Origin of the sequence: Microtetraspora malaysiensis, assembly GCF_001528665.1 — a bacterium.
Classification (GTDB): Bacteria; Actinomycetota; Actinomycetes; order Streptosporangiales; family Streptosporangiaceae; genus Microtetraspora_A; species Microtetraspora_A malaysiensis.
Map to the genome: position 1 here is coordinate 115,547 of NZ_BBYJ01000023.1, position 25,765 is coordinate 141,311.

Annotated in this window: 30 protein-coding genes and 1 tRNA gene; 15 read left to right on the plus strand and 16 right to left on the minus strand. The window is 69.2% G+C overall.

Going from position 1 to position 25,765, the window contains the following annotated elements; translation table 11 throughout:
- The first annotated feature begins 139 nt into the window (after positions 1 to 139).
- The gene (locus AWQ71_RS28220; protein WP_067138401.1) at positions 140 to 985 is read left to right on the plus strand and encodes a GNAT family N-acetyltransferase; all 846 of its coding nucleotides are present in this window, start codon (positions 140 to 142) and stop codon (positions 983 to 985) included.
- A gap of 8 nt (positions 986 to 993) precedes the next feature.
- Here the strand turns inward: AWQ71_RS28220 and AWQ71_RS28225 are convergent, their stop codons facing one another.
- The 3 genes from AWQ71_RS28225 to AWQ71_RS28235 all read right to left on the minus strand — a co-directional run bounded on the left by AWQ71_RS28225 (position 994) and on the right by AWQ71_RS28235 (position 3,266).
- On the minus strand, positions 994 to 1,866 hold the full coding sequence (locus AWQ71_RS28225) for an NUDIX hydrolase (protein ID WP_067138402.1): 873 nt from the start codon (positions 1,864 to 1,866) through the stop codon (positions 994 to 996).
- A gap of 28 nt (positions 1,867 to 1,894) precedes the next feature.
- Positions 1,895 to 2,077: a hypothetical protein gene (locus tag AWQ71_RS28230; RefSeq protein WP_067138404.1), complete on the minus strand. Its 183-nt coding sequence runs from the start codon at positions 2,075 to 2,077 to the stop codon at positions 1,895 to 1,897.
- A gap of 649 nt (positions 2,078 to 2,726) precedes the next feature.
- Positions 2,727 to 3,266: a M15 family metallopeptidase gene (locus AWQ71_RS28235; protein ID WP_245658523.1), complete on the minus strand. Its 540-nt coding sequence runs from the start codon at positions 3,264 to 3,266 to the stop codon at positions 2,727 to 2,729.
- A 297-nt stretch (positions 3,267 to 3,563) separates the two neighbouring features.
- Here AWQ71_RS28235 and AWQ71_RS28240 point away from each other — a divergent pair, with 297 nt between their 5' ends.
- The 5 genes from AWQ71_RS28240 to AWQ71_RS28260 all read left to right on the plus strand — a co-directional run bounded on the left by AWQ71_RS28240 (position 3,564) and on the right by AWQ71_RS28260 (position 8,339).
- Positions 3,564 to 4,385 carry a prolipoprotein diacylglyceryl transferase gene (locus AWQ71_RS28240; protein ID WP_067138409.1) on the plus strand — a complete coding sequence of 274 codons (822 nt, stop codon included), beginning with the start codon at positions 3,564 to 3,566 and terminating at the stop codon, positions 4,383 to 4,385.
- Positions 4,386 to 4,390: 5 nt separating this feature from the next.
- Positions 4,391 to 4,888 carry a hypothetical protein gene (locus AWQ71_RS28245; RefSeq protein WP_174550769.1) on the plus strand — a complete coding sequence of 166 codons (498 nt, stop codon included), beginning with the start codon at positions 4,391 to 4,393 and terminating at the stop codon, positions 4,886 to 4,888.
- Positions 4,889 to 4,893: 5 nt separating this feature from the next.
- Positions 4,894 to 6,450: a radical SAM protein gene (locus AWQ71_RS28250; RefSeq protein WP_067138411.1), complete on the plus strand. Its 1,557-nt coding sequence runs from the start codon at positions 4,894 to 4,896 to the stop codon at positions 6,448 to 6,450.
- Positions 6,447 to 6,875, plus strand: coding sequence for a hypothetical protein (locus AWQ71_RS44000; RefSeq protein WP_245658525.1), 429 nt, complete (start codon positions 6,447 to 6,449; stop codon positions 6,873 to 6,875). The genes AWQ71_RS28250 and AWQ71_RS44000 overlap by 4 nt, the downstream gene beginning before the upstream one ends.
- Positions 6,876 to 7,157: 282 nt before the next feature.
- Positions 7,158 to 8,339, plus strand: coding sequence for an ATP-binding protein (locus AWQ71_RS28260; RefSeq protein WP_067138413.1), 1,182 nt, complete (start codon positions 7,158 to 7,160; stop codon positions 8,337 to 8,339).
- A gap of 99 nt (positions 8,340 to 8,438) precedes the next feature.
- Here AWQ71_RS28260 and AWQ71_RS28265 read toward each other — a convergent pair whose 3' ends face one another.
- Complete coding sequence (locus AWQ71_RS28265) at positions 8,439 to 9,266, minus strand: MauE/DoxX family redox-associated membrane protein (protein ID WP_067138415.1); 828 nt, start codon at positions 9,264 to 9,266, stop codon at positions 8,439 to 8,441.
- Positions 9,267 to 9,269: 3 nt separating this feature from the next.
- The gene (locus AWQ71_RS28270; RefSeq protein WP_245658527.1) at positions 9,270 to 10,220 is read right to left on the minus strand and encodes a hypothetical protein; all 951 of its coding nucleotides are present in this window, start codon (positions 10,218 to 10,220) and stop codon (positions 9,270 to 9,272) included.
- A 281-nt stretch (positions 10,221 to 10,501) separates the two neighbouring features.
- Here AWQ71_RS28270 and AWQ71_RS28275 point away from each other — a divergent pair, with 281 nt between their 5' ends.
- Positions 10,502 to 10,990 (plus strand): SigE family RNA polymerase sigma factor, encoded by a 489-nt coding sequence (locus AWQ71_RS28275; protein WP_067138417.1) that lies wholly within the window; start codon positions 10,502 to 10,504, stop codon positions 10,988 to 10,990.
- Positions 10,991 to 11,002: 12 nt separating this feature from the next.
- Here AWQ71_RS28275 and AWQ71_RS28280 read toward each other — a convergent pair whose 3' ends face one another.
- Entirely contained in the window at positions 11,003 to 11,485 is a 483-nt protein-coding gene (locus AWQ71_RS28280; RefSeq protein ID WP_067138419.1) for a MarR family winged helix-turn-helix transcriptional regulator, read from the minus strand.
- 101 nt (positions 11,486 to 11,586) lie between these two features.
- On the opposite strand from AWQ71_RS28280, the gene AWQ71_RS28285 reads away from it, so the two are divergent.
- A complete protein-coding gene (locus AWQ71_RS28285; RefSeq protein ID WP_067138421.1) occupies positions 11,587 to 12,150 on the plus strand; it encodes a YceI family protein in 564 nt (187 codons plus the stop codon).
- A 289-nt stretch (positions 12,151 to 12,439) separates the two neighbouring features.
- Positions 12,440 to 12,529, plus strand: a tRNA-Ser gene (locus AWQ71_RS28290).
- A gap of 82 nt (positions 12,530 to 12,611) precedes the next feature.
- On the opposite strand, the gene AWQ71_RS28295 is transcribed toward AWQ71_RS28290, so the two are convergent.
- The 5 genes from AWQ71_RS28295 to AWQ71_RS40655 form a co-directional block, all read right to left on the minus strand.
- Positions 12,612 to 13,001 (minus strand): tyrosine-type recombinase/integrase, encoded by a 390-nt coding sequence (locus AWQ71_RS28295; RefSeq protein ID WP_067138423.1) that lies wholly within the window; start codon positions 12,999 to 13,001, stop codon positions 12,612 to 12,614.
- A 113-nt stretch (positions 13,002 to 13,114) separates the two neighbouring features.
- Positions 13,115 to 14,113 carry a hypothetical protein gene (locus AWQ71_RS28300; RefSeq protein ID WP_218001994.1) on the minus strand — a complete coding sequence of 333 codons (999 nt, stop codon included), beginning with the start codon at positions 14,111 to 14,113 and terminating at the stop codon, positions 13,115 to 13,117.
- Between the two features lie 277 nt (positions 14,114 to 14,390).
- The gene (locus tag AWQ71_RS28305) at positions 14,391 to 14,936 is read right to left on the minus strand and encodes a DUF302 domain-containing protein (protein WP_067138425.1); all 546 of its coding nucleotides are present in this window, start codon (positions 14,934 to 14,936) and stop codon (positions 14,391 to 14,393) included.
- 55 nt (positions 14,937 to 14,991) lie between these two features.
- Complete coding sequence (locus AWQ71_RS28310; RefSeq protein WP_281196279.1) at positions 14,992 to 15,579, minus strand: DUF5753 domain-containing protein; 588 nt, start codon at positions 15,577 to 15,579, stop codon at positions 14,992 to 14,994.
- Between the two features lie 7 nt (positions 15,580 to 15,586).
- The gene (locus AWQ71_RS40655; RefSeq protein ID WP_157570622.1) at positions 15,587 to 16,207 is read right to left on the minus strand and encodes a CGNR zinc finger domain-containing protein; all 621 of its coding nucleotides are present in this window, start codon (positions 16,205 to 16,207) and stop codon (positions 15,587 to 15,589) included.
- 22 nt (positions 16,208 to 16,229) lie between these two features.
- Between AWQ71_RS40655 and AWQ71_RS43055 the strand changes: the two genes are divergently transcribed.
- Together AWQ71_RS43055 and AWQ71_RS28325 are read left to right on the plus strand one after the other, a co-directional pair.
- Entirely contained in the window at positions 16,230 to 17,207 is a 978-nt protein-coding gene (locus AWQ71_RS43055; RefSeq protein ID WP_084259394.1) for a VOC family protein, read from the plus strand.
- 66 nt (positions 17,208 to 17,273) lie between these two features.
- Positions 17,274 to 17,471 carry a GNAT family N-acetyltransferase gene (locus tag AWQ71_RS28325; protein WP_218001995.1) on the plus strand — a complete coding sequence of 66 codons (198 nt, stop codon included), beginning with the start codon at positions 17,274 to 17,276 and terminating at the stop codon, positions 17,469 to 17,471.
- Here AWQ71_RS28325 and AWQ71_RS28330 read toward each other — a convergent pair.
- Positions 17,468 to 18,244 carry a helix-turn-helix transcriptional regulator gene (locus AWQ71_RS28330; RefSeq protein ID WP_157570623.1) on the minus strand — a complete coding sequence of 259 codons (777 nt, stop codon included), beginning with the start codon at positions 18,242 to 18,244 and terminating at the stop codon, positions 17,468 to 17,470. The genes AWQ71_RS28325 and AWQ71_RS28330 overlap by 4 nt on opposite strands.
- Positions 18,245 to 18,360: 116 nt before the next feature.
- Between AWQ71_RS28330 and AWQ71_RS28335 the strand changes: the two genes are divergently transcribed.
- The gene (locus tag AWQ71_RS28335; RefSeq protein WP_067138431.1) at positions 18,361 to 18,717 is read left to right on the plus strand and encodes a VOC family protein; all 357 of its coding nucleotides are present in this window, start codon (positions 18,361 to 18,363) and stop codon (positions 18,715 to 18,717) included.
- Positions 18,718 to 18,828: 111 nt separating this feature from the next.
- On the opposite strand, the gene AWQ71_RS28340 is transcribed toward AWQ71_RS28335, so the two are convergent.
- On the minus strand, positions 18,829 to 20,445 hold the full coding sequence (locus AWQ71_RS28340; RefSeq protein WP_067138433.1) for an ADP-ribosyltransferase domain-containing protein: 1,617 nt from the start codon (positions 20,443 to 20,445) through the stop codon (positions 18,829 to 18,831).
- A gap of 181 nt (positions 20,446 to 20,626) precedes the next feature.
- Here AWQ71_RS28340 and AWQ71_RS28345 point away from each other — a divergent pair, with 181 nt between their 5' ends.
- Entirely contained in the window at positions 20,627 to 21,304 is a 678-nt protein-coding gene (locus AWQ71_RS28345) for a macro domain-containing protein (RefSeq protein WP_067138435.1), read from the plus strand.
- A 222-nt stretch (positions 21,305 to 21,526) separates the two neighbouring features.
- Positions 21,527 to 22,063: an NUDIX hydrolase family protein gene (locus AWQ71_RS28350; RefSeq protein ID WP_218001996.1), complete on the plus strand. Its 537-nt coding sequence runs from the start codon at positions 21,527 to 21,529 to the stop codon at positions 22,061 to 22,063.
- Positions 22,064 to 22,099: 36 nt separating this feature from the next.
- Here the strand turns inward: AWQ71_RS28350 and AWQ71_RS28355 are convergent, their stop codons facing one another.
- The gene (locus AWQ71_RS28355; RefSeq protein ID WP_067138439.1) at positions 22,100 to 22,783 is read right to left on the minus strand and encodes a hypothetical protein; all 684 of its coding nucleotides are present in this window, start codon (positions 22,781 to 22,783) and stop codon (positions 22,100 to 22,102) included.
- Positions 22,784 to 22,904: 121 nt separating this feature from the next.
- Positions 22,905 to 23,717 carry an SAM-dependent methyltransferase gene (locus AWQ71_RS28360; protein ID WP_067138441.1) on the minus strand — a complete coding sequence of 271 codons (813 nt, stop codon included), beginning with the start codon at positions 23,715 to 23,717 and terminating at the stop codon, positions 22,905 to 22,907.
- A 255-nt stretch (positions 23,718 to 23,972) separates the two neighbouring features.
- Here AWQ71_RS28360 and AWQ71_RS28365 point away from each other — a divergent pair, with 255 nt between their 5' ends.
- Positions 23,973 to 25,025 carry a polysaccharide deacetylase family protein gene (locus tag AWQ71_RS28365; RefSeq protein WP_067138444.1) on the plus strand — a complete coding sequence of 351 codons (1,053 nt, stop codon included), beginning with the start codon at positions 23,973 to 23,975 and terminating at the stop codon, positions 25,023 to 25,025.
- A 9-nt stretch (positions 25,026 to 25,034) separates the two neighbouring features.
- Here AWQ71_RS28365 and AWQ71_RS28370 read toward each other — a convergent pair whose 3' ends face one another.
- Positions 25,035 to 25,667 carry a hypothetical protein gene (locus tag AWQ71_RS28370; RefSeq protein ID WP_067138446.1) on the minus strand — a complete coding sequence of 211 codons (633 nt, stop codon included), beginning with the start codon at positions 25,665 to 25,667 and terminating at the stop codon, positions 25,035 to 25,037.
- Positions 25,668 to 25,765 lie beyond the last annotated feature (98 nt).

The window sequence follows — 25,765 nt, forward strand, 5'->3', positions numbered from 1 at the left end:
CATCGGCCCTACCGCTGGCTGTTGACGGGAAACCCGATATACCGGACGAACCGCCTAAAACTTCCGTCGGCTGCTCATGGGGGCCGCCGTGCGCTGAGTTACCGTCGTCGAATCGACCGGCCCGACGCGAAGGAACCATGTGACCGACCAACTGATCTCCGGCTTTCCCGTCCGTCTCCTCGATGTCGACGATCTCCCCGCCTGCCTGGCCCTGGCCCGCGACCGCGAATGGTCCCCCGAGGAGCAGAAGTGGCGGCTGCTGTTCGAGGTCGCAGACGTCTACGGCCTGGACGACCCCGACGGCGGGCTGGCCGCCACGGTGGTGGCCACCCGGTTCGGCCAGGAGATCACCGCGATCGGCATGATGCTCGTCGCCAAGCGGCGCGAGCGTCGCGGCCTCGGCAGCGCTCTCCTCAGATACGCGCTGGACCGATCGGGGACGGCGAGCGCCTGGCTGACCGCGACCACGTACGGGCGGCCCATGTACGAGCGGATGGGTTTCCGCGCGATCGGCGAGTGCGCGGCATACGCGGGCGAGCCGACCGGCCTCTCACGGGACGTGTCACGGCCGGCTGAGCCGGCGGACCTGCCCGCGATCCTCGCCTTGGACGCCGAGGTTTTCGGCGCGCCACGCGGCGCCCTGCTGACCCGGCTGCAGACGGTGTCCGCGCGATTCCGCGTGGTGGACGGGCCGGACGGCGGCCTCGCCGGGTTCGCCGCCGCCTGGAGCAGCCTGGGCGAGACGATGCTCGGCCCGGTGGTCGCCCAGGACGCGGCCACCGCGCGGGGCCTGCTCTCCGACCTGGCCCGCGAGGTCGAGGGACCGGTCCGGGTCTACATCGACACGACCCAGTCCGAGCTCATCGCCTGGACGAAGGAGCACGGCCTGTCCCATGCCTTCTCCACCACGATCATGGAGTACGGTGCGCCGCTCCCGACTGATCGCGGCCGCCTGTTCAGCCCGGTGATGCTCGCCGTCGGCTGACCCTTCGATCAGAGCTGGTTCAGCAGCCACCGCGGCCCGGTGAAGGAGGCGCCGAGGGCCTCGACCCGGCGGCGCAGCTCGCGGTCCGCCGTCACGACGAGCACCTTCTCCCAGCGTTTCGCGTCGCGCACGAGAGCCACGATCGCATCGTCCCCGCTGCCGGACGCCTCGACGATCGAGACGCCGCCCGTGACATGGTCAGGGATGCCGCCGCGGGCCGCGCCCTCGACCACGACGGTCATCCGGGGAAACCACTGGGCCAGGTCGTCCTGGCCCTCCGGGGGACGGCGCAGGCCGCGCGCCGCGAGACCGCGCAGCTCCCCGATCAGCCGGGCGGCGGCCCCGGCCCGGTCCCGCCACCAGCCGTGCTCGGCCCGCGCGCCGACGATGTTGGCCGCGTCCAGGATGACGACGAGGGGGGCCAAGGCGGGTCGTATCCGCGGCCAGGTCTCGGCGAACCCGGGATGCAGCTTCCTGGCGCCGACCTCGTCGGCCGCGATCCAGCGCATGTCCGTGCTCTCGCCGTTCGCCGGGGAGGCGTCGAGCAGCCCCGCGGCCTGGGCGATGACGGTCTGGAACGACCAGCCGCCGTGATCGTCGAGGTAGACGCCCTGGATCCGGAGCTGGTCACCGGTCAGCGCCGCCTCCTCGTGGGCCTCGCGCAGCGCCCCGCTGATCGCGTCCTCGTGGCTGTCGCGGGCGCCGCCGGGCAGCCCCCACGTGCCCCCGTGATGGCTCCACCAGGAGCGTTTCTGCATCAGGACGTACGGCATGCCGTCCTGGGTGTGGTGGACGGCGAGCAGGCCGGCGGCGCCGTGGACGCCCCAGTGCCGGTGTCCACGGTCGCACTGCGCCCAGCCGTCCCCGTCGTTGGCCGCCATCACCCGTCTTTCTCGTCGGCTTGGCGGCTCACCACTGGTCGGCGGGCAGGCCCGCGCCGGAGGCGAGGTCGAAGAGGACCGCCCCGTCCTCGATGCGGATCGCCTGCATCTGCGTCACCAGCCCGACGTCCCTGAGCCGGAGCACGGCTTCGTGCGCGTTCTTCGCGTAGTGGTAGCGGTCCGCCGAGGAGAACTCCGGGCTCGCCCGCACGCAGCGGACTTCGAAGCGGTCCGCTGGCCACAAGCGGAAAGTGGGGCCTGAATTGTTCCAGCCAGACATTCGGTGCTTCTCCTGTCGCGCCGTCGTGAGACGACCTGTCGTGATCCCCGTACAGGGCCGGCCCGTTGGAACGTGACTGGCCCGATTGCCGATCGTTATGAAGTGGTAAGCGATCCTTCCCGATTCCCCCGCCGTATCCGTTAGCGTTTGAGCCCTCGCTCGCGATTCCCGATGGTTCCGGGGTCGCGAGTTCTCATAGCACGAGACAGGAGCTCGCCCCTTTCGGCCGGAGGAGCGGGCGTACGCGTGTCTCACCCGAGGGTGCTCCGCTCGACGCCATCGCAGTGTCAGTCCCCTCCGCATCCGGCCGGACTCCGGCGGCGGCCGGGCCAGACGTCAGCCTGACACGCCTGGTCCTGCTCGCACCAGTGCGATTCACGGTGCGGGCCGCAGCACGGGTTACCGCGCGGGCCGCCCACCTGCTTGGAGCCGGCCGCCTTCCCGCCGGGGCCGGGCCGCCTACCTGCCCGGCCCCGACGGGAAACGCCGAATCCGGCGCGTCCGATCCGTACCCCTGACGGCGCGGTTCGACGCCCGTGATCGCCCTTCTGCCACAGTCGTCGCAGCCGTCGCGGGCCGGCTAACGGCCGCTCTTCGAGAAGTGCTGGAGGTCCTTCGCCCCCGACCAGTCGCCGCCCCAGCCCCAGCCGATCGACTCGAACGCGCGGACGACCCGGTCGCCCGGGTTGATCACGCCCGGCTTGTCCAGCGGGCGCTTGACGTACGCGTCCGCGTTGCGGTGCGCGTTCGACCCGTCCGCGTATACGTACGGGTTCTCGCGAGGGTTGATGTCGATGGCCCGGCCGTACGCGTGTTCGGACCAGCTGGTCGATCCCGTGGCGGCCCTGCAGTTGAACGCCGAGGTGTTGTTCGCTTCGATCGAGTCGAAGTCGCTGCCCTTGTACGCGTCTATCGGCTCCATCTTCCTGATCGGGAAGCGGTAGCCGTACAGCCGCTTGAAGACCGACACGAGGTCGTCGGCGACGTCCTTGTTGACGACGAGCCGGCCCGTGTGGATCTTGTCGTCGAATCCCCAGTGCGTCATGGTGATCATGCGCAGGTCGCTCACCTGGACCGGGCAGCCCGGCCGCCAGGAGTAGCGCACCTGGTCCCGCGTCACCCCCGTCACCTTCGCCGAGAAGGGCGGCTTCTCCGTCCCGCTCGGGCTCGGGGCAGGGGACGGCGTGGCTTCCGGAGAGACCGCGCCGGGTGACTCCGCTGGGCTGACCGTGGCCGGAGGGGGCGTCGCCGCTCTGCCCGCGGCGCCGCACGCCGACACTCCGGCGATGGCCAACAGCACTGTCGCTGATCTGCGGAAACGTGTGGTAGCCATACGTCAGCGTAACCCGGCCCCGGCCGCTCCGGCGGGCGGACGTGGGCGACGGAAACGTCGGCGGCCGCCGCTAGGGTGGCCCCCGTGCTTCCCGAGCTACGCTTCGGCGGGCTGGCCGTCCCCACCCACGGCTTCTTCGTCGGCCTCGGCGTCCTCGTGGCGGCCGTGGTGTTCGTCCTGGAGGCGCGCCGCAGGGGCGCGTTGCACGAAGACTCGCTGGTCGCGGTCACGGGCGCCCTGGTGGGCGGTGCCATCGGCATGCGCCTGTCGGGTTGGGCCGAGCACCTGGATCCGCGTCTGAACCCCGGCCTCCTCGAAGCCTGGATGTTCGGCTCGCGCAGCATTCTCGGCGGCCTCACCGGGGCCTACGCCGGGGTGCTGATCGCCAAACGCCTCGTCGGCTATCGCGGTAAGACGGGCGACCTGTTCGCCCCCGCCGTCGCGCTCGGCATGGCGGTCGGCCGCATCGGCTGCTTCCTCACCGAGGCGCCGGGACGTCCCACCGGCCTTCCCTGGGGCGTTCACGCGCCGGCGTCCGTCCCCGAATGTCCCGGTTGCCTGGCCGGGCAGGCCATGCATCCGTCCTTCCTTTACGAGGTCGCCTTCCAGCTGGCCGCCTTCTTCGCCCTCGTCTGGGCCCGCGACCGGGTGCGCCGCCCCGGCGAGCTGTTCACGCTGTACGTCGGCGCGTACGCGGTGTTCCGCTTCCTCGTGGAGTTCACCCGGGCCAACGAGACGGTCTGGCTCGACCTGACCCGGCCGCAGTGGTTCCTCCTCCCCGGCCTGGTGCTCGTGTTCATTCGGCTGCTGTACGGCTATCACCGTGGTTATTACGACATGCTGGTACACAAGAGGGACAGCCGGACGCACAGAGGACAGGAGGAGGGCGCCTCCCAGGCCCCATAGACGCGATGACCACTCCCCCCGAGCCATCCGGCGAACCCCGGGATGAGCGGAGCCCCCAGCCGCCCCCGCCGCCTCCTCCTCCCCAGGGCCCGTTCGCCGGGCCCCCGGGGCCGCCCGGGCCGCCCGGGCCGCCGGGGCCGTACGGACCGCCGCCCGGCCAGGGCTGGCCGCCACCGCCTCCGCCGGCCCCGAAGAGTTCAGGAGGGATCATCCTCGCCACGGCCTTCGGCGGGTTCGCGGCCTTCATCGCGATCGATTTCGTCACTGTGCTGCTCACGCTGGCCATCACCGGGAGCGGCGACGGGGAAGTCGTGGTCGGCGTCGGCGCGGTGATCCTCGCCCTGATCGCGCTCGGCGGCGGCCTCGCGCTCATCCTCCTGCGCAGACCGTGGACCAAGGGCCTCGGCCTCGGCCTCATGATCGGCTGGGCGCTCGTCTCCATCCTGACCGCAGGCTTCTGCACCGGCCTCAACCCGAGCCTCTACAGCGGTGGAGCACTGTGACTGGTATGCCCCTGCGCGGTGATCGCATCCTGCGCTACGTCAACGCGTTCTGTCCCCTCTGCCATGAGGAGGACCCGGACCGTCCGCTCGACCTGGTGCCCCGCCTCTCCGGCTGGCTGGCCGCCCGGAACGACCGGGTCTACCTGGAGCGCGGCTGCCGCACCCACGGCATGGTCCGCACCATGTACGACGAGGACCCCGAGATCCTCGCCTATCTGGAGGAATGGACCGCTCCGACGAAGGCCCACATCCCCGACGTGCCGGGAAACTTCGCCCCGGTCCCCGAGGCATACCTGCAGGGCCTCCCGGAGATGCAGACCCAGCACACCTGCATCCTGCTCGAGGACATCGCGGAGACCTGCAATCTCCGCTGTCCGACCTGCTTCACGGACTCCTCGCCCGACCTGCGCGGGGTGGTGCCGATCGACGAGGTTCTGGCCAGCGTGGACCAGCGGCTCGCCCGCGAGAACGGCCGCATCGACGTTCTCATGCTGAGCGGGGGCGAGCCGACCCTGCACCCCGCGCTGCCCGAGCTGCTCGCGGCGCTGGCGACCCGACCCATCACCCGCATCCTGATCAACACCAACGGCGTCCTCGTGGCCAGGGACGACGCCCTGCTCGACCTGCTGACCGAGCACCGCGAGCGGGTCGAGATCTACCTCCAGTACGACGGCGTCAGCGCGGAGGCGTCCCGCCACCACCGGGGCGGCGACCTGCGGCGCTTCAAACAGGAGGCGCTCGCCCGCCTGTCCGAGCGTGAGATCTTCACCACACTCGTGATGACCGCCGCCCTCGGCGTGAACGACGGCGAGATCGGCGACGTCGTACGGCTCGCGCTCGACACGCCCTACGTCGGAGGCGTGTCGCTCCAGCCGCAGTTCGGCTCCGGCCGTTCCGGCGTGATCGACCCGATGGACCGGCTGACCCACACCGGCGTGCTGAAGCGGCTCGGCCCGCAGACGGACGGCCTGGTCACCTGGCGGGACCTGACCGCGCTGCCGTGCTCGCATCCGCACTGCTGCTCCGTCGGCTACATGATCAAGGACGACTCCGACCGGTGGCGCTCCCTCACCGCGCTCATCGGGCACGACCGCCTGAAGGAGAACCTCGGCCTGGTCTCCAACCGGATCGCCGACTCCGAGATCCCGCGCGAGCTGCGTCTCGCCGTGCAGGAGTCGCTCCTCGGGCTGCTGTCCGAGCAGTCGTCGCTGTCCCATCCCGAGATCGGCAAGATCTGGCGCGACATCTGCGAGAACTGCGACCTCGGCCTGTCCACGCTGCTGACGCTCGCCTCGTCGGTGCTGCCCGGACGCAGGAAGCGGCTGCGGCAGCTGCTCGGCGAGCGCGTGGTCCGCATCACCGTGAAGCCGTTCATGGACATGTCGACCATGATCGAAGAGCGGCTGACCCAGTGCTGCGTGCATGTCGGCACCCGCTCGGAGCAGCACCAGTGCGCGCCGTTCTGCGCCGTGCAGGCGTGGCCGGCGCTCGCCCGCCAGCGCCTGTCCGCCACCGCCTCAGTGGACGCCGGCGTACGGCTCCCGCTGGTGGAGATCACATGAAATCTGAAGAGACGAGGGGAGAGATGCCAGGAGAACGGAGGCCGCCGTTGACCGGGGTGGCCTACGAGGAGGCGCGCGCGGCCCAGGCCGCCGCCGACGGATTCACGACCGACGGGCCGGGCCGCCCGTGGCCGGGAGCTCCGCGACCGAGTGCCTACGGAGGCAGGAGCGGGCCCGTCATCGTGACGCCGTTCGATCCGCTGCGGCTGTGCGTCTACGCGACCGTGGCACTGCTGGGCTGGGTACTGGGCCCGTTCGCGGTGATCGTCTTCGCCGGGGTGGGGTTCGCCGGGTATGTCCGGGCCCGCCGCGCGGGGCTGGTGCGGAGCAAGTGCCTCCTGCGCGACACGCGGTTGGTCCTGGCCTATCTCGGCCTTGTCGTCGTCGCCGCGATCGCCGCGATCGTGCTGCGGTTCTTCACCTAGCGGTACGGGAAGCGGCGTTCTCCGGCGTGGCTTTTCCCGGAAGACGTCGCGCACGTGTTCGAGGGAGCGCTACAGTCTTGGGCATCGGATCGAACACGGGTTCGGTCGCCGAGTCTGCAGGTGAGGTGTGCCATGGCGCTGCTCGCGGCACCGCTGGCGTCCCCGCAGCACGCGCCGGCCACCTCCGGGCGATGCGTCCCGCTCCGGTCGGGCGCGACACGCCGTAGCGCTTTCTACGGAAATCTACGACGGCCGCTATATCCGGTCATAAAGTCCGAGAGCGTGGACCCCGTGCGCAACCCCTATGCCCCCGGTGCGGGGCAGCGCCCACCCGAGCTCGCCGGGCGCGATCGTGAGCTGCAGCAGTTCGAAGTCGTATTGGAGCGGGTGGCCCGCGGCCGGCCGGAGCGGAGCATGGTGCTCACCGGGCTTCGCGGCGTCGGCAAGACCGTCCTGCTCAACACGTTCAAGTCAATGGCCATGCAGCGGCTGTGGGGCACCGGAAAGATCGAGGCCCGGCCCGACCAGTCGATTCGCCGCCCGGTCGCCGCGGCGCTGCACATGGCGATCCGGGAGCTGGCGCCCCGGCATCGCGCCCCCGACCGCATCGAGGCGTTCCTCGGCGTGCTCAAGGCCTTCGCGATGCGCGACCCGGCGGCGGCCAAGGGCACCTCGCACTGGTCGCCCGGCATCGACGTCCCGGCGTCGCGCGGCCGGGCCGACTCCGGCGACCTGGAGATCGACCTGACCGAGCTGTTCGTCGACGCCGCCGGGGTCGCGACCGATCTCGGCGTCGGCATCGCGCTGTTCATCGACGAGATGCAGGACGTGCCGGCCGCGGATGTCTCCGCGCTCTGCGCCGCCTGTCATGAGCTGTCGCAGAACGGCGGGCCGCTGATCGTGGTCGGGGCCGGGCTGCCGCATCTGCCCGGCGTCCTGTCCGCGAGCAAGAGCTACTCCGAGCGCCTGTTCCGCTACGCCCGGATCGACCGGCTGGACCGGGATGCCGCCGACCTCGCGCTCATCGCTCCCGCCGAGCGCGAGGACGTCGAGTTCACCCCGGAGGCCCTCGACGCCCTCTACGAGGCGGCCGACGGCTACCCCTACTTCGTCCAGGCGTACGGCAAGGTGGCCTGGGACCTCGCCCCGCACAGCCCGATCACGGCCGACGACATCAAGGTGTCCGCCCCCGAGGCCGAGGAGGAGCTCGCGGTCGGTTTCTTCGGCAGCCGGTATGAGCGCGCCACGCCGGCCGAGCGCGACTACATGCACGCGATGGCCCAGCTCGGAGATGACCCGGTGCCGACGGCCGATGTCGCGGAGTCGCTCGGGCGCAAGCCGTCGAGCCTGTCGCCGGCTCGGGACAGCCTCATCAAGAAGGGCCTGATCTACAGCGCGGAGCGCGGTGTGATCGCCTTCACCGTCCCCCATTTCGGGAGGTTCCTGCGTGCGCAACCGCTGTAGGGACCCCCGCCATTGACCTCTCTACGGCTTTCTAGAGGGGAAGCTAGAGAGCCGTAGAGAGTTGAATTCGCGCGCCCGCATCGCGAAATCTAGGGCTGTCTAGCGTGTAGCCGATACAGCGATAGATTCCGCTAGCGGCTCGACCGGGTTGCCGTCCTGCCCCACCACGGCGACCCGGATCGTCGGACGCCGGCCGCTCAGATAGACGGCGAAGACCACCTCGGCCCCGCCCTGACCGGGGAAGACGAAGAACCGCCAGCACAGCTCGCGCCACGAGTCGTACGGCTCGACGGACTCGAGGGCGGCGACGTGGGTCCGCCAGGCCGCGCTCGACCTGAGCCGGGACAGCGCGCGGCCGGGCGGCGCCGGCCGCTCCTCACAGGGAGCCCGGTGCCGCAGCCGCGACACGATCTCCTCCACCTCGGGCGAGAGCGCCAGCAACAGCGCGAGGTAGCCCGCCGCCCAGGCCGCCGCCGTCCAGGACACCCCGGCGACCAGGTCGGCCACGCCGACGTCCGCCACCGCGACGGCCGTCGCCATCCCGGTCAGCACCGTCGAACGCGCGAGCGAGCGCAGGCCGACCGGCGCGGAGCTGACCTCGCCGAAGCAGCCGCACCCCACATCCGGCCGGCGACGGCGCAGATCCCACAGCACGTACGTTGAGATCGCGAAAAGCGCGACGGTGAGCAGGCGGGCGACCGCGAGATCGGCGGCGAGTTGACCCGCGACCAGCGCGAACTCACCGACGGCGCAGGCGAGCATGGCCGCCTTCCTGAACCGCTCCGGCACGAGGACGGCGGGGCCGAGCCGGCTGGTCGCGCCCTGCCCGCCGCCGTCGTCTCCGGCGGTGAACAGCTTGGCCACGCCCCCCATGATCAGAAGCAGGGTCAGGATGGGCAGGGCGCCCACCGCCGCGGTCACCAGCACACGTCACCTCAATCCGACCTGGGCGTTGAAGCAGCCCTTGGTCAGGTCGCCACCGAGTCGTACATACGAGAGCGCGGACAGTTCGACGATCCGCCCGCGTGGGGAGGTTTCGCAGTCGACGCACCGGTCGTGGAAGCGGGCGGCCATGCAGCCGCAGGCCACGATCGGCACCGCGGCCGAACGCCGGCCGCAGACGTTCCGGACGGTGAGCATCGACCCCAGCGAGAGATACGGCAGCCGAACGCCCGGGACGACGCCCTGGTCGCAGCCGGTGTCGGAGCTCTCCAGCATGGGATAGGCCGCGCCGCCGTCGGCGTGGTCGGACCACACGGCGGTCCCGGAGACCCTCGACGGTGTCCCGCCGAACGCGGGAGGCGGCGCGGGCACCGCGTTCGCCCGGTGCGGTGGCTGCGACGTGGCCGGGACCTGGGCCAGCGCGGCGCCGTCCTGGACCGTCCCGATGGCGTCGAAGAGGTAGCCGGGCTCCAGCTTCGGATGCCGTACCAGGAGTCGGCCGGTGGACGGGTAGGGGATGACGACCGAGCGGCGGCCCCGGTGCGGGCCGCTGTCGATCTCGACGGTGAGGTCGCGCCGGCCGCTGACGTCGAGGATGATCCCGGTCATCCGCGTCATGTCCGCCCATACGCAGTCCGCGACCCGCCCGGACCGGGTCCTGATGATCACACGGGAGCCCGCGGGCAGCCGGTCCGGAGGGATCGGACCACCGCGCCAGGCGGTGGCCCACGGGGCGATGACGAGCCGCTCCTCCTGGCCCCGGTCGTCCTCTATCACCAGGAAATGGGGGGTGGCGTCGAAGATCCGGCCGCTGATCGCGTCCAGCGCGGGGTCGTCGTCGTCCTCAGCCGACTGGGGTGGGTGCGCGGTCCGGCCGAGGGCGGCCGCGGACAGTAGGTGCCGGCGCTCGACCCGCGCGTGCGGCAGGGAAACTCTCACCCATCCAGCGTCACATGAGACCGATGACCGATAGGGACGCATTCGAGGCTGATGGTGCTTTCGGGAGCAATATTCCCCCACTCGGTGGAAGCTGTTGTCACCCGATCTCCGCCAATCGGGCCGTCCGGCGGCGACGAGGGCTACGTCGGCCCGCCACCGATCTGCCGTCTCTTTGCACTTGACGGTACGAAACCTGGATGGCGGTTCAGCCGGATCGCGGGTCCCAACTGCGATTCTGGCGACGGAAGCAGCCTCTCCACGGCCGGACCGGTGATCGTTTTATGGGGAATCATGAGGAGTTCCGCGAGTATGTTGTGACGCGCGGGCCGGCATTGCTGCGCGCCGCTCACCAGCTCACGGGGAACCCCTCTGACGCCGAGGACCTGCTGCAGGCCGCGCTGGCCAAGACCTATGTCGCCTGGGACCGGATCCAGGACCGCTCCGCGCTCGACGGGTACGTGCGCCGGGCCATGGTGAACATCAACATCTCCTGGTGGCGGCGGCGCAAGCTCCAGGAGTTCCCGTCCGAGGAACTGCCCGAGGTCCCCGTCCAGCCGGACGCGCGGTATCACCACGAGGAGCTTGAGCGGGCGCTCGAACGGCTCCCGGTGCGGCAGCGTACCGCGATCGTGCTCCGTTACTACGAGGACATGACGGAGCTCGAGATCGCCAAGGCGCTGGGGATCAGCATCGGGACCGTCAAGAGCACGGTGTCGCGGGGGATGGCCAAGCTGCGCGGGGACATGGCGGTCCAGCACTCGCTGAACTGACCCCTCCTCCGGTTACTCGACCTTGGCCGGCTCGGCGACCCCCGCCGTGGCGCACGGCCGTACGACGTCGCGGATGAGGCGGAGCGTGGACAGGAAGTCGGCGAGCTGCTCGGGGGTGAGCAGGCTGGTGAACCACGTCTCGATGTCGTCGAGGTGCTGGGGCAGCACGCCGAGCAGCCGCTGTCTGCCCTCGTCCGTGAGCACCGCGTACGACGCGCGGCGGTCGTTGGGGCAGGCGCGGCGGGTCACAAGGTTCTCGCGTTCCAGCCGGTCCACCACGCGGGTGATCCCGCTCGTCGAGAGGGAGGTCTGTGCGGCCAGGTCGCTCATCCTGAGGCCGTGTGCGGGGGAGCGGGCAAGCCTGATCAACGTCTCGAACTCGACGTCGGACAGCCCGGCGCCCGCGAGCGCGGGACTCATCTTTTCGGAGATCCCCGCCATGACCTCGGCGAGCAGTCCCATCGCGGTGAGCCGGGGATCGTCAAATGGGCTCATAAGCGCTGAGTCTACCGCGTCTTAGTTGACACGCGGAATATTACTCAGGTAGAAAATTGCTAGCTCAGACATCCACACGGCAAGTACATCGGGAGGCCAGCATGAGCATCCGTGAATGGGAAGGCATCAAGATTCCGACGGTCGGGACCTTCGCCCTGGACGTCGCGCACACGCGCGTCGGGTTCGTCGTCAAGCACATGATGGTCAGCAAGGTCCGGGGCAACTTCGCCGAGTTCGAGGGCAAGATCGCCATCACCGAGAACCCGCTGGAGTCGAGCGTGGAGGCCGTGCTCAAGACCGGCAGCATCCACACCGGCGTCGGTGACCGTGACAACCACCTCCGCAGCGACGACTTCCTCTCCGCCGAGAAGTTCCCCGAGATCACCTTCCGGAACAGCCGGGTGGCCGAGCACTCCGGCGACGAGTTCGTCCTCGTCGGCGACCTCACGATCCGCGACGTCACCAAGGAAGTCGAGCTCAAGGTCGAGTTCGGCGGCGCCGCGCAGAACCCGTGGGGCCAGGAGATCTTCGGCTTCAGCGCCGAGACCGAGATTGACCGTGAGGACTTCGGCCTGACCTACAACCAGGCCCTGGAGGCCGGCGGCGTCCTGGTCGGCAAGAAGGTCAAGATCGAGATCGAGGGTGAGGCCGTACGGCAGGCCTGAGCGTTTTCCCCAGCCTTACACACAGCCTTTGTCCACAGCCTGTGGACAAAGGCTGTGTGTTTCTCGCCTGGTCGAACCGTCGTCCGATGCTGTCGGCCGCCCGCGCTGCTACCCGGCAGGCGCGCGGTGGGCGGCTCGATCGGCAAAGAGTACGACAGGCTTGCCCGATTCGGGCGTGGGCCAGGTAGGCGGGCAGGCAGTCGAGAGCGGACCGTGATCAATCAGAGCCGGTTTCGCTTTGCTGGCTGGCGCAATCGCCGGTACTCTGTCTTGAGCCAATCGGCAACCAGGAGGCTTCGCCTAGTCAGGTCTATGGCGCCGCACTGCTAATGCGGTTTGGGTCTTAAGCCCATCCGGGGTTCAAATCCCCGAGCCTCCGCAGGTCAGAGCCCCTCTCGCGACATCAGCGAGGGGGGCTCTTCTGATCTCTGGGACCGTCAGGGTTGCAGTTTGGGTTGCAGTTAGTCGTCATCGCCCCAGAGAGCGGCCCCCATGCGGGCGCTCGCATCCTTCACCTGTGGACTGGCGACGTGGGTGTATCGCTCGGTGGCGGTCACCCGAGCGTGCCCGAGGTTCTCCTGAACGACGCGGATGTGCACACCCTGTTCGACGAGGAGGGTCCCGGCGGTGTGGCGGGCGACGTGGAGGCGGGCTTCCCTGACCCTGGCCTGATTGAGGAGCGCTTTCCACATCTTGTCGTCCTCGCTGCGTTCCATCGGCCGGCCCCGCCGCGTCGGGAACAGCAGGTCGTGATCTTCCCAGAGGTCCCCGGCTTCCGCCCGTTCGGCGTCCTGGAGCTTCTTGTGCTCGCGGAGGATGGGCAGCAGCTCGGGCGGGCACTGGAGGGTCAACCTGCTTCGGCCCTTGCGTTGCCGAAAGACGATGCCGCCGCCGGTGCGCTTCGGGCAGCGGTCGGCGTGGCCGGTGCATCCCCTGGGGCATGTCCTCGTTGGGCAGACGTGGGTCACGTCCCCTCGCGTGGTGTAACTCCAAGCTGATCATGTGACGGCGAGGCATGCACGGATGCGGCTGAGTAGATTCGGGCGGGCATCGCGTCGGTGGGTGATGCAGACGATGCAGACCGCCGACGCGCAGTGACGACTACTGCGGCGGCCGTCACGAGCGTGAACACCGCTACCCCCGCGTAGGCGATCAGTGTCTGCCGATCGAGATGGGTCACCGGTATGCCGCGCTTCGCCTGCCAGGTGAGCACTGCGAACACACCGGTGTAGCCGAGGGCGGCGACGCCGACCAGCCGGGCCCGGACCCGTTCGTCGCGGAGCCAACTATGACTGGTCGCGAGTACACCCAGGATCGCGGTGATGAGCAACAGCACCTGGATGGCGTGCAAGCCGACGAAGTGTGGTACGCGGAGGTCGCCGCCGGTCGTACTCCAGTTGGTGAGGAACATTCCGTTGCCGTCGGGGTCGCCGATGCCGTGGCCGCCGTTCATGGACACCGTGTTGCCGTTGGCGTCGGTCACCGTGCGGGGTGTCGCGCCTGAGGAGTTGCTGAGCCAGAGGGCCACGACCATGCTGGCGCTGGCAAGCCCGAGTCCGGCGCGCAGGGCGCGGGCCATGGCGCGGTCGCCGGTGCGTTGGATCAGGACCAGGACCGCGATGAGCAAAGTGATCAGCAGGAGCGGCCCGACGCCGATGGAGAACACCGTCCGCACGGTTTGAGCGACCGGCTCGGCGTTGTTGTTGAAATGGCTGACGGTGCCGTGCGCGGCAGCATAGGCGACGGCACCGACGTCCAGCAGGCCGGAGATCGCGAAAAAGGTACCGAGCCACCAGCCGAAACGTCTGCCCTTGCTCAGCTTGCTGAGCAGCCACGCCAGCGTCAGGCCGTACACCCCCATGGCGAAGCCGAACTTCAGAGGCTTCACCCAGACCGATTCGCCCATGAGCAGGCGATCGTCGACGAACAGACCGACGGCGGAGGCCAACGTCAGGGTGAACATGAGCGCGGCGTTCACCACCAGTGGGCGGTGCCAGCCGCGCATTGCGCTGAGACATGTTGCAGGGGTGGCCAACGGGCGCTCCAGACGAGGATCAGGGGGGTCGTAGCTATTTGAACGACCCCGCCTTGGGCGATGCTGATGTGTCCACCAGCCTCGGCGAACGCGCATCCCGTAACCATCCGATATGCCCCCGGACGCGACCGGGGGTTAACCCCCGGTCCGGAAGGCAGGGGTGCTCACTGCGTCATGCGGCGCGAATCGCCGCCATCATCGAGATTCAGGAGCCGCTTGACGTCAGCGCGTCCGGCACCGGCACGCCGAGGTGATCGAGCAGAGCCGCGAGCTTCCTGTCGAGCTCGATGCCGACCGCGGTGATCGCGGGATCTCCGAAGCTGGAGAAGCGGGTGCTCGGCTGGTCGACGGCGAACCAGGTTTCGCCCTGCGCGTCCTCGTAGATCGCGGTGCGGAGCGGGGCGTACAGAAGGATGGCCGGGTTGTGGTGGAACATCCGCTGGGCGATCGTGTGGTTTCCCATCAGGTATTCCACGCAGCGCCGCCGCTCCCCGGCCAGCCGCAGGAGCGGGCTGAAGTCCTGGCTCCAGTACGTGATGAAGTCGTGGGGCGCGTTCTCGGCCGTGGCCCGCGCGACGGCGTCCCAGCCGGCGTTCTCCTCGACCAGCCGCCCGAAGCGTTCCGCCTCGAACTCGGGGACGGCGTCCTCGTAGCGGACGCGGAAGGAGTCGTACGGCTCGCCGACGGCGATGGCCAGGCGGTTCACCTCATGCGGGACGCTCTCGATCTTGGCGGGTGTCGACCGGGTCACGGTTCCTCCTCGGTGCTCGCTGTCGAACCGAGGAACACGTACCCCCACGTCGTGACTACGTGCTCGCGAGAGCGCGGTAGTCCGCTCCGATCCGCCGCAGAAGATCCCGCAGAGCATCGTCATACACAGCGGCGGCAGCGAACGCCTCGAAGACGTCCATGTGCGTGTCGATCTCGCCGGTCTCCGTCAGAGTGAGATCACCGGTCAGGCTCTCGACCACGCTCACCGCGCCGTCGTAGATCGTGAACCCGTGAAGAGGGAAGGCCGGCGCTTCCACGCTCCACGGCACGACCCCCAGACGGACATGGGGAAGCGTGGACACCTGGGCGAGCCGGTCGAGCTGCGCCGGCATCAAGGACGGCGAGCCCGGCCACGTTCGCACCGCACCCTCCGTCAGCACGAACGCGAACTTCCGGCCAGGCTCGAACACGACGGCCTGGGACTCGACCCGTACGGAGGCCGCCTTGGCCGCGTCGTCCTGGTCCACGTCCTGGCCGATCGAGAGAGCGAGCCGGGCGTACTCGGCCGTCTGCAACAGCGGCGGAATCATCGCCGAGGAGAACACGGCCATCCATTGAGCCGAGCGAACCCGTGCGGCGTTCGCCGCCTCTCGGCCGGCAAGCCCACTCTTCAACCGGGACACCTCATCATCATGCCTCAGGGCCTCCGCCGTCCGGCTCGGTGCGTTTGCGGCGACGGTAGGCGGCGGCCCGTTCTTTCCCGCCGCAGGCCGTACTGGAGCACCAGCGGCGCCTGCCCGGTCGACTGGTGTCGACGAAGAGCAGTGCGCACTCGGGGCCGGCGCACTCCCGGATGCGTCCACAGGCACTGCTGCCGAACAGGTCGATCGCGTCGCGAGCGAGCGTGCTGAGTACGGCTTGCCCGGATCCGCCGGACGGGAGAGTCAGGTGGACATGTCCGGATCGCAGGACGGGGACGAGTGGTGGGGCGTCGGCAGCCGAGTTGATCAACGATTCGTCCTCGCGGGCGGCCTGTCGGCCGCTGATCACTGCCTGGGCCTGACGGTAGATCGCCTCACGCAGATCCCGCGCTTCCTCGAGTTCGCGAGACGTGATCGTCATGGGCGCGTCAAGTAGGCCCGCTTCCCGGCACCACCGTGCGAGATCGGAAGGCCGGCGGAGACGTTCGTAATTGCCGCGCCAGCGTTCGCCCACCGTGGCCACGAATGCGAGGCAGAGACGACCGGAGCGGAAGTTGAACGCCAGCTCCTCGGCGGGAACGTCGCCCGGTGGGGTTGCCTGCACAGTCACGTCACGACTATAACTCGTGACTATGGCTGATGACTCTGAATCCGCATCCTCGTGGTCTCGTGTCGAAACCTTCCTGCGCGACCGGGGAGCGGCCGATATGCCCCATCCGGGTGGCACGCTCTTGGCACACCTTGGCCGGGTAAGGCGGTTGCTCGCGGACTGGGGAGCAGATCCCGCGGTCCAGATGGCCGGACTGTGCCACGCGACATACGGGACCGATGGCTTCGACCAGTGGCTACAGCCGGTCACCGAACGGTCCCAGCTGGCCGAGCTGATCGGCGACCGAGCCGAAGCCCTGGTCTACCTGTACGCCAGCTGCGACCGCAGTGTCGTTTACCCGCAACTCGGGGGCGCCCAGCCGGTTGTCTTCCGGGATCGCTTCACCGGCACCGAACACGTGCCGGGCGAAACCGACTTGCGCGCGTTCATCGAGATCACAGCCGCCAATGAGCTCGATGTGATGGCCCACAACGACGAGTTGGCCGCACGCTACGGTGCGGAGCTCCATCGGTTGTTCGCCCGCTCAGGCGACCTGCTCTCCACAGCCGCCCGCACCGCCTGCACGGTACAGCTGGGACGGTGGTCTGCTCCGCCGGTGCGAATCACGGGAATCGACCACCTGGTGCTGACTGTCGCGAACATCGAGCGGACCATCGACTTCTACCAGCGGGTCCTCGGTATGCGGCCGGTCACCTTCGGGGCAGGGCGCCGCGCCCTCACCTTCGGAACCAGCAAGATCAACCTGCATGAGGTCGGCAGCGAATTCCTGCCGCGCGCCACCCACCCCACACCTGGAAGCGCGGACCTGTGCCTGCTGACCGACCTGCCACAGAGTCAGCTCCTCCGGCACCTGACCGCCTGTGGTGTACAGGTAGCGGAGGGGCCTGTGCCGCGCACCGGCGCCCAAGCCCCGATCACCAGCACCTACGTGCGGGACCCCGACGGCAACCTGATCGAGATCAGCACCTACGACCCTGGCACCGGCGAACTTCACAGCTAGGCCGTCGCGGCTCACTCGATGGAACAATTCGGTCCAAACTGGACTCCGCTGGAATACTCCGCCGGTGTGACAGCAGACTCCGCGCCGACCGAAGCGGAAGCCGTACGTCGAGGGTGTGACCGGGTCGCCGTCTCGTCCTTCACCTTCCAGGCTCCCGGCTTCTACCAGCGACACGGCTACGTCGAAACCGGCCGGATGCTCGGCATTCCCGACGGTCACGAGGACGTGCACATGTTCAAGCGACTGACCGCCTTGCCGGCCTAGGAAGCTGGGGCGAGTAGGCGACGCAGCGCGGACGGCGTGTGTTCCAGGTGCTCGCGGACTGTGCGCGTGAGGTGCGCCTGGTCGGCGAAGCCGAGGTCGGAGGCCAGGTCGGCGAGGCTGGATTCACCCTCCTCAAGCCGATCCATGGCCTGGCCGACGCGAACGCGATTGCGGTAGCGGGTCAGCGAGACGCGCATCTCTTGAGAGAAGACCCGGCTCAGCCGGTACGGCGAGACCGTCAAGAGCCTGGCCAGTGAGCACAGCCTCGCCGCCTCCGGCGCCCGCTCGATGATCGCCTCGCGGGCCGCCGCGACCAGCGCCCGGTCGGCGGGCCTCGGCCGCTCCGCCGGCCGGCCCGCGGCCACCGCGACGAGACGGAGCAACTCCTCCGTGAGCGCGTAGTCGATGTCGCCGCCGTCGGCGGCGGCGAGCAGACGACGGTGAGCCAGATCGACGCGCGCGTCCACGTACACCGTCATCCCGCCCGCGAGCCCTTCCCAGAGCCAGGGCTCGAAGCGCACCGAGGTGCAGATGTCGCCGCCGCTGGGATGCGCGAACCGTTCCTCTTCACCCGGGGCGCCCAGGTAGGCCACCGTCGAATCCAGATCGGCATCGGCCCCGTCGGCCCACCGCCGGAACCTGCCACGCCGGACGAGAACCATCCGGTAGTCGTCGCGTGTCTCCGGCTCTGACCATCTGGCGTGATCGGCGCGGCAGGCCACCGCGGTCACGGCGAACTCCGGCCGGTCGGCGAGGGTCAGAGCTGAGAGCACGCTGCGGACACTACGCCGGGGGTACGACAGAACGGCCCGCAAGAATCTTCAAGACCTTTCGGCACACGAGAGCGGATGCTGGGCGGGCAGGCAATCGAGACCAAGGAGTCATCCCTATGGCCGTCCACGCGGAGCTCACCGCGATCATCATCGACTGCGCCGTCCCGAAGGCGCTCGCCGAGTTCTACGAGAACCTCACCGGCTGGAAGATCACCCACTGCGACGACGATTTCGCCTATCTGGGCGATGGCCCGATCCAGCTCGCCTTCCAGCGGGTCGACGGCTATCAGGGGCCGGGGTGGCCGGACGCGGCCAAGCACGCCCACCTCGACTTCAAGGTCGCCGACCTGGAAGCCACGGTCAAGGAGCTGGTCGCACTCGGCGCGACCAAGCCCGACTTCCAGCCCGGCGAAGGCCAGTGGACGGTCCTCGCCGACCCTGAAGGGCACCTTTTCTGCGTCGCCGCGGGTTGATCGGAGGACCCACGGCCTTCATCCGCAAGGGCGGACCGGCCATGGCGCCGTCTCACAGAGCCATGGCCGGCCCGCCCTCGCGGCCGCCGAGGGCGGCACAGCTGTGGATGCTCAAGAAACCAGGCCCTGCTCGGCCAGCTCGGTCAGCGTCACCCGGTACAGGCCGCCGCGCTCGGCCCTCACATCGGTCACCTTGAGCTGGGTGCCGGGGGCGAGGATGAACTCCTCCTCGCCGGTGAACGCGGAGAAACTGCGGATGCCCACCGCCCGTACAGGGAGCACCTCGAAGAGCGTCCGCTTGCCACGGCTGCCGAGAAACGCCTGGGCCACGCCGAGCTTCGACGTACACGACGACACGCCCCACCAGGTCACGGTTCGGCCGAGCGGGTACTGCGCCCGCAGGTCCAGCGATACACCGCGCCACAGCGGCTCCTGGCGGGCCGGTAGACGCGACACGGCCGAGAACAAGAGCCGCAGATACGCGAGGTACGGAACGATCCGGCCGCGGTCGGGGTCGCGCAGAGTAGCGTTGATCTGCCGGTAGAACGCCGACTCGCAGGTGTAGAGGTAGAGGGCCGCGACCTCGTCGGCGGACAGATCGGTGGTCGCGCCGACGGCCTGCTTCGCGCCGAACCGGTGCGATTCCTCCACGTGCCAGTCAAGGCCCGACAGGAGTTTGGCCACCGGGGCGATCGCCGCACGGAAGTCCATGACCGGGGTGTCGAAGACGCCGGTGATCGCCGGAAGTACCAGCCCCTCGTCCTTGACGCCGGCGAGACGTTCAAGGTAGAGCTTGTGCAGTTCCATGGTGGAGGCGATGAACGCCCCCATGCGGTCGGCTGTGTCCGAGTCCGCCCCGCCGGCTTGCGCCGTGAGCGTGTTCCATCCCTTGCCGGGCAGCCAGTCGATCTCGTCGGCCCCAAGCGTCCGGAGGGCCTCGTTCACCGCGGCGAAGTGCTCCCCGTCGCAGAAGATGTCGCCCTGCGCCGCGGGATTGGGGTGGTCGATGTGCCGGACCTCCACCTCCGGATACTTCTTCTGAAGCCGGAGGACGACCTGCTTCAGGCTGCGGGCGTGCGCCCCCCACCAGGCGAACACCACGCCCCGGTCTTCCTCGTCGGCGTCCTGCTTGGCCTTCAGGATCTCCTCGACGAGCTTCTCGACGACCGGGCGCCAGAACGCGGTGTGCTGGTCGGTGGGCATCGCTCCGTCGCCGCTAGCGGTGAGCGCCGCGTTCAGGAGCAACACGCCCTGCGTGAGCATCGCCTGGAACCACTCCGGCGGCTGCACGGTGTCGTGCTTCTTCAGGAGCGCGCGGATGTCGGCGATCGGCGTCTTCTTGGGGATGCCGTGCTTCCACATCGCCGCCGCCTTGATGATGCAGCGGATGGAGATGACCTTGCCGAACTGGCTGTCGCTCCAGTCGTTGAAGGTGTTGTCGAACATGGCGATGCCCGTGGCGCTCTCGGCCCGCGGGTACGGGTTCTGGCCGAAGACGACGACCTTCCACTTGTGCGGAGGGTTGGGCTTGAGCGCCTGGAAGGTCAGCTCCCGGACGGGCACGACACTCGGGCTGCGGCTCGGGCCGATGAACGTGCTCGCGGCCGGTTGCGCCTCGATGACCGGCTTCAGGAGCGGCAGCCACGGCTCGCCGCCGCCGTTGAAGAGTTCGGCGAGGGCCAGCGGGTCATCGGGGTCGGGTGCGGTGGGGGCGCTGGTGTCGGTCATCGGCGGGCTCCGGATCGGCGAGCCGTGCCGGGGGTGGCACGGGTGATTGGGGTGGGGGGAATTGTGCCGTGCGAAGGCTCCGTACGCGATCTCGGAGAACTGGCCATCAAGATCGTTTGTCGGGGCGGGGCGGTAGCTTCGTGGACGTCGGAAACACCCATCTCCCCGACCGGAGTGATCTATGACCATCGAGCGTGTGAAGTCGCCGCTCAAGGTAGTGCTGGCGGACATCAACGCCAAGGTGGTGCAGGCGTGGCAGGCCGCATTCGCCGACACCCCCGAGATCGAGATCCACAAGGGGTCGATCCTCAGCCGGCGCGTCGATGCCTGGGTCAGCCCGACCAACTCCCGCGGCCGGATGGACGGCGGGGTCGACGCGGCCATCAAGCGCCACCTCGGGGCGGGGATCCAGTTGCGCGTCCAGCGGGCGATCCGTGATCAGTTCGAGGGGTCGCTGCCGGTGGGAAGCGCCGTGTGCGTGCCGTCCGGGGCGACCAACCCGAAGTTCCTGATCTCGACGCCGACGATGGTGCGGTCGGTGCAGGACGTGAGCGAGACGCTGAACGTGGCTCTGGCGTGCGCCGCCGCGTTCCAGGCCATCCACATGCAGAACGAGAAGGAGCCGGGCAGCATCGAGTCGGTGGCGCTGGTCGGCATGGGCGCGGCGACGGGCGGGGTGCCGGCGCGGGTGTGCGCGAACTTGATGTGGACCGGCTACACGCTGTTCAACGACTACTACTTCCGCGATTACGACGACCTGCGGAAGACGATCTGTGCGCAACTCGACGACATTGACAGCCACCCTGAGGAGCAGCGGGTGCGGATCGTGCCGCCCGAGTCGCGGGGCTCGCGCGGCTGACGAAGTGAACACGAGCCGCCAGGACAACCGGGTCGGCGGGCGACGAGCGGCCTGGCGCTGGCCTGACAGAGAATGGCTCACGGCAAGATCGAGCTTTGGGCGTGTGTGAGCAAGCCGTACAAGGTCAAGTTCGCCCGCTGCGGGGCGAACTCGACCGTGATGCGTCGTTAGTACTGGCTGATTGACCATCTGCCGGCACAGGCCGCGAAGTACGATCGGTGAATGACCGAAATGACCGAAACCACGCCCGGCTGGCTCTCTCCTGAGGAACTGGAGTCCACCCGCGCGCGGATGCCGATCCTCTACGTCGACGCCGTGCCGGTACGCGTCGACGACGCCGGAGTGGTCACGCGTCTCGGTCTGCTGCTGCGGATCGGGTCGGACGGGACGGTCAGCCGCGCCCTCGTGTCCGGCAGGGTGCTCCACTACGAGCGGGTGCGTGACGCACTCCTGCGCCATCTGGAGAAGGACCTCGGCCCCACCGCGCTGCCGCGGGTTCCCGCGTCTCCGCAGCCGTTCACCATCGCCGAGTACTTCCCGACGCACGGCATCACGCCGTACCACGATCCGCGGCAGCACGCGGTGTCCCTCGCCTACGTCGTCCCGGTCGCGGGGGACTGCCGGCCTCGGCAGGACGCCCTCGACCTCGTCTGGTTCACCCCGGAGGAGGCCGCGTCGCCGCTGGTGCAGCAGGAGATGACCGGCGGCCAGGGCGTCCTGCTCAGGCAGGCCCTCGCGTACGTCGGCTGCCTTCCCTGACCGGCGACTGACGACCGGCCGCGCCGCCACGCGAGGTCAGGTACGGGGACGCCGTCGAAGGAGGCGCCACCCGACGAAGGCGAGTGCGGCGGTCCCGGCGCCGGCCGCCCCCGTGTAGATCCCGACGGGACTCCGGCCGTCCTTCAGCGTGCCCGGGGTCACGGTGATCGGCGACGGGTCGGCGGTGGCGGCCGGCGCCCGCGTCGGCGTGCCGAGGGCGGTGAGCAGCGCCTTGTCCAGGCGCGCCCCACCCTGGCCGTTCTCGTCGCGCACGATGCCGTCCCGCGGGCGGAGCGGTCCCGTGCCGGGACGCACCATGACGTTCCCGGAGCACAGGGAGGTGTACAGCGGCACGCCCGGATCGGTGTCGAACAGGCCGCTCTTGCCCGCGGAGGCGAACACCAGGTAGCGCGAGCCGATGGTGAAGTTGACTCCGCACGCGGCGCTGTCGGCGTTGGTGGCGACCTCGTACGTCGCGTTCGGCGTGCCCTTGTAGATCTGGTCCGCGCGGAAGGTGAAGACGAGCGGCGGCGGTGGGCCGAGAGGGTCGCCGCCCCCGGCCCGGCGTGCCGCGGTCACCGTCCCGGTGAACACGGTGGCCGAGCCTTTCATCAGCTCGGACGGCGGACGTAGCGCACACGAGCAGGCGCACGCGGTGGAGGGGGTGAACGCGACCGTCCCGATGATCAACAGGAGGACGGCGAGTAGTCGGTGTGTCATGCCCTTATCACGTACACGCTCACCTGCCGGTTCGGCGGTCGCCACGCTGGTCGCCCCGCGTACGGCGATGCCCGGGGCGGGAAGCCCGGCCCCGGGCATCGTACGGCGGTGAGCCGCCCCCTTACGGCTTGCGGCCGAGGCCGCCGAACTGGAACACGGGGCGGTTCTGGAAGCTGGTCTCCGGCTCGGGACGCCACTTGGGCAGCGACACCACACCGGGCGAGAGCAGCTCCATCCCGGTGAAGAACTCCTCAAGCTGCTCGGGCGTACGCAGCGTGAGCGGGGAGGCGTTGCTGGCGTTCCACTTGGCCGCCGCGTCGTCCATCGAGGGGCTGTGGACGCTGTGCGCGATCGCCATGTAGCTGCCGGAGGGCAGCGCGTCCCGCAGGGCGCCCACCGCGGCGTGCGCCAGTTCGGCGTCGGGGACGAACTCCAGCACGCCCATCAGCATCAGTGCGATCGGGCGGGAGAAGTCGATGGTGCGCGCGGCCTCCTCCAGGATGGGCTCCGGCTTGCGCAGGTCCGCGTCGATGTACGCGGTGGCCCCCTCGGAGGTGCTCTGCAGCAGCGCCCGGGCGTGGACCAGCACGATCGGGTCGTTGTCCACGTACACGATGCGGGCCTTGGGGTTGACCCGCTGGGCGACCTCGTGGGTGTTGTCGGCGGTGGGGATGCCGGTGCCGACGTCGAGGAACTGGTCGATGCCGGCCTCGCCGGCGAGGTGGCGGACGACGCGCCCGATGAACTGGCGTTCCGCCCGGGCGTTGACCGGTAGGTCCGGCATGACCTTCACGATCTCCTCGCCGACCTGGCGGTCGGGGGCGTAGTTGTCCTTGCCGCCCAGCCAGTAGTCCCAGACCCGAGCCGAATGCGGGACCGAGGTGTTGATGCGCGCCAGCACCTCGTTGTCGATCTCCCGGGATTCCCCACCCATCACTGCCTCCTCATCGGCGTTATCCACACACACGCCTAAGAGATCAACTTAGACGATCAAGGCTGACCAGGCGGGCAAATCGCAACAGATCAGGGTATTTCACCGCATTGCCGTCAAGTTGGGCAACTGGGGCTGTCGAAGGCGTGCGAACGCGAGTAAAGGAATCCGAAGGGTGAGCATGGCGATACAAAGGGTGAAGCGGGGAAATCGCCGGGGTACAGGTGACCTATCTTCCACAACTCGGTTGGAGGGACCATGGGTCGCTTCGGGGTTGTCCGTATTGGGGTGGCGTGTGCGGGTTTGGTGGCGCTCGCCGCCTGCCAGTCCAATGAGACCAACACACCGGCGAAGGCGAAGCCGAACGCCAAGGCGGCGGCCATTTCCGCCGAGCTGACGCGGAAGGCGAACATGATCGCCGCCGCCAAAGTGAGAGCGAACGAACTGGGCAAGATCCCGGTGATCATGTATCACCGGATCACCGACAAACCCGGAGGCACCGACGACCGCACCCCGGCCCAGTTCCGCGCCGAGCTGGAGCGTCTCGCCTCGGAGAACTACGTGCCGATCACCGCGGCCGAGTACGTCACCGGGAAGATCGACATCCCGGCGGGCACGCACCCGGTCGTGCTGACCTTTGACGACTCCTCGCCGTCTCAGCTCACCCTGGACGAGATGGGTACGCCCAAGCCGGACACCGCGGTGGGCATCCTGCTCGACGTCTCCAAGAAGCACCCGGGCTTCCGGCCGGTCGGCACCTTCTACGTGATCCGCGACATGTTCGGGAAGTTCACGCCGGAGGAGCGCACCCAGGTCCTCAGCTGGCTGCGCGACAACGGGTTCGACATCGGCAACCACACCCGCGACCACCTGAACCTGCTCGGGAAGTCCGAGAAGGAGGTGACCGAGCAGATCGCCGCCGGCCAGAAGCTCATCAGCGACCTGGACAAGAAGGTCCAGGTCCACACGCTGGCCCTGCCGTACGGCAACCAGCCGCGGAACAAGCAGTGGGCGCTGCACGGCTCCGCGAACGGCGTGCGGTACGACTACCAGGGGGTGTTCCTGGCCGGGTACACGCCCGCGCCCTCGCCCTTCACGAAGGAGTTCGACCCGGTCGGCCTCCCGCGGATCAGGTCGATGGACAAGAAGGGCGACTGCGTCAAGTTCTGCTCGACGGCCTGGCTGGACGAGCTCAAGGCCAACCCGGACGAGCGTTACACCTCGGACGGCAATCCCGCGACCGTGGCGTTCCCGAAGTTCAAGGCGCCTTTCGTGGCCAAGAGCGTCACCACCAACGCCCTGCCGTACTAGGAGGTGGCGTCAGTCGGGGTCGTGGGCCTGGCGGCGGCCCTCCTCCAGGAACGCCGTGACCGCGTCGGCGCCGCCCAGCTCGGATATCGGGCGGGCCGCGCCGAAGGGCATGTTCCAGAACGTGCCCTGCCTGGGCCGCCAGGGACCCACGTAGGCGTACGGCTCCTCGATGGCGGCGTCGCCGAGGGAGACCCCGTAGTTGATCTCGTCGCTGGTGATGCCCAGGTCGAAGTGCTCGGGCCACAGCACGGGGGTCAGCTCGGGTTCGAGGTGACGCAGTGCCGTCTCGCCGATGGCGAGGCAGTCCGCGATGTATTCGGCGGCGGCCGGATCGACCTCCACGGGCTCGTCGGGCTGGACGCCGGAGCCGTTCCGGTAGAGCCCCTCGGGGGCGCCTGCCCGGACCCCGGCCGCCTCGGCCAGCCCGGCGTACGTGATGTCCCGGAGAGGGAGGCGTCCGCCGTCGCCGGTCACCAGGGTGTCGCAGTCGATCCGCAGGTCGGGCGCGGCGACTGTGGCGAAGCCGCCGGAGACCGGCCGGAGCCGGATGGTGCCGCTCAACCGGTACTGCGGGCCGGCCAGCACCAGCTCGGCCACCCCGTGCAACGCGCGCCGCGTGCGCGGCAGATCCTGGACATGCATCCTGGCCTCCTCCAGGGAGCGTCTTCCACGGGGAGTAGGGTTCCTAACGAACCATAACAGGGCAGTGATTACCTGCCGGGTGAATCCGGCAGTCCGCT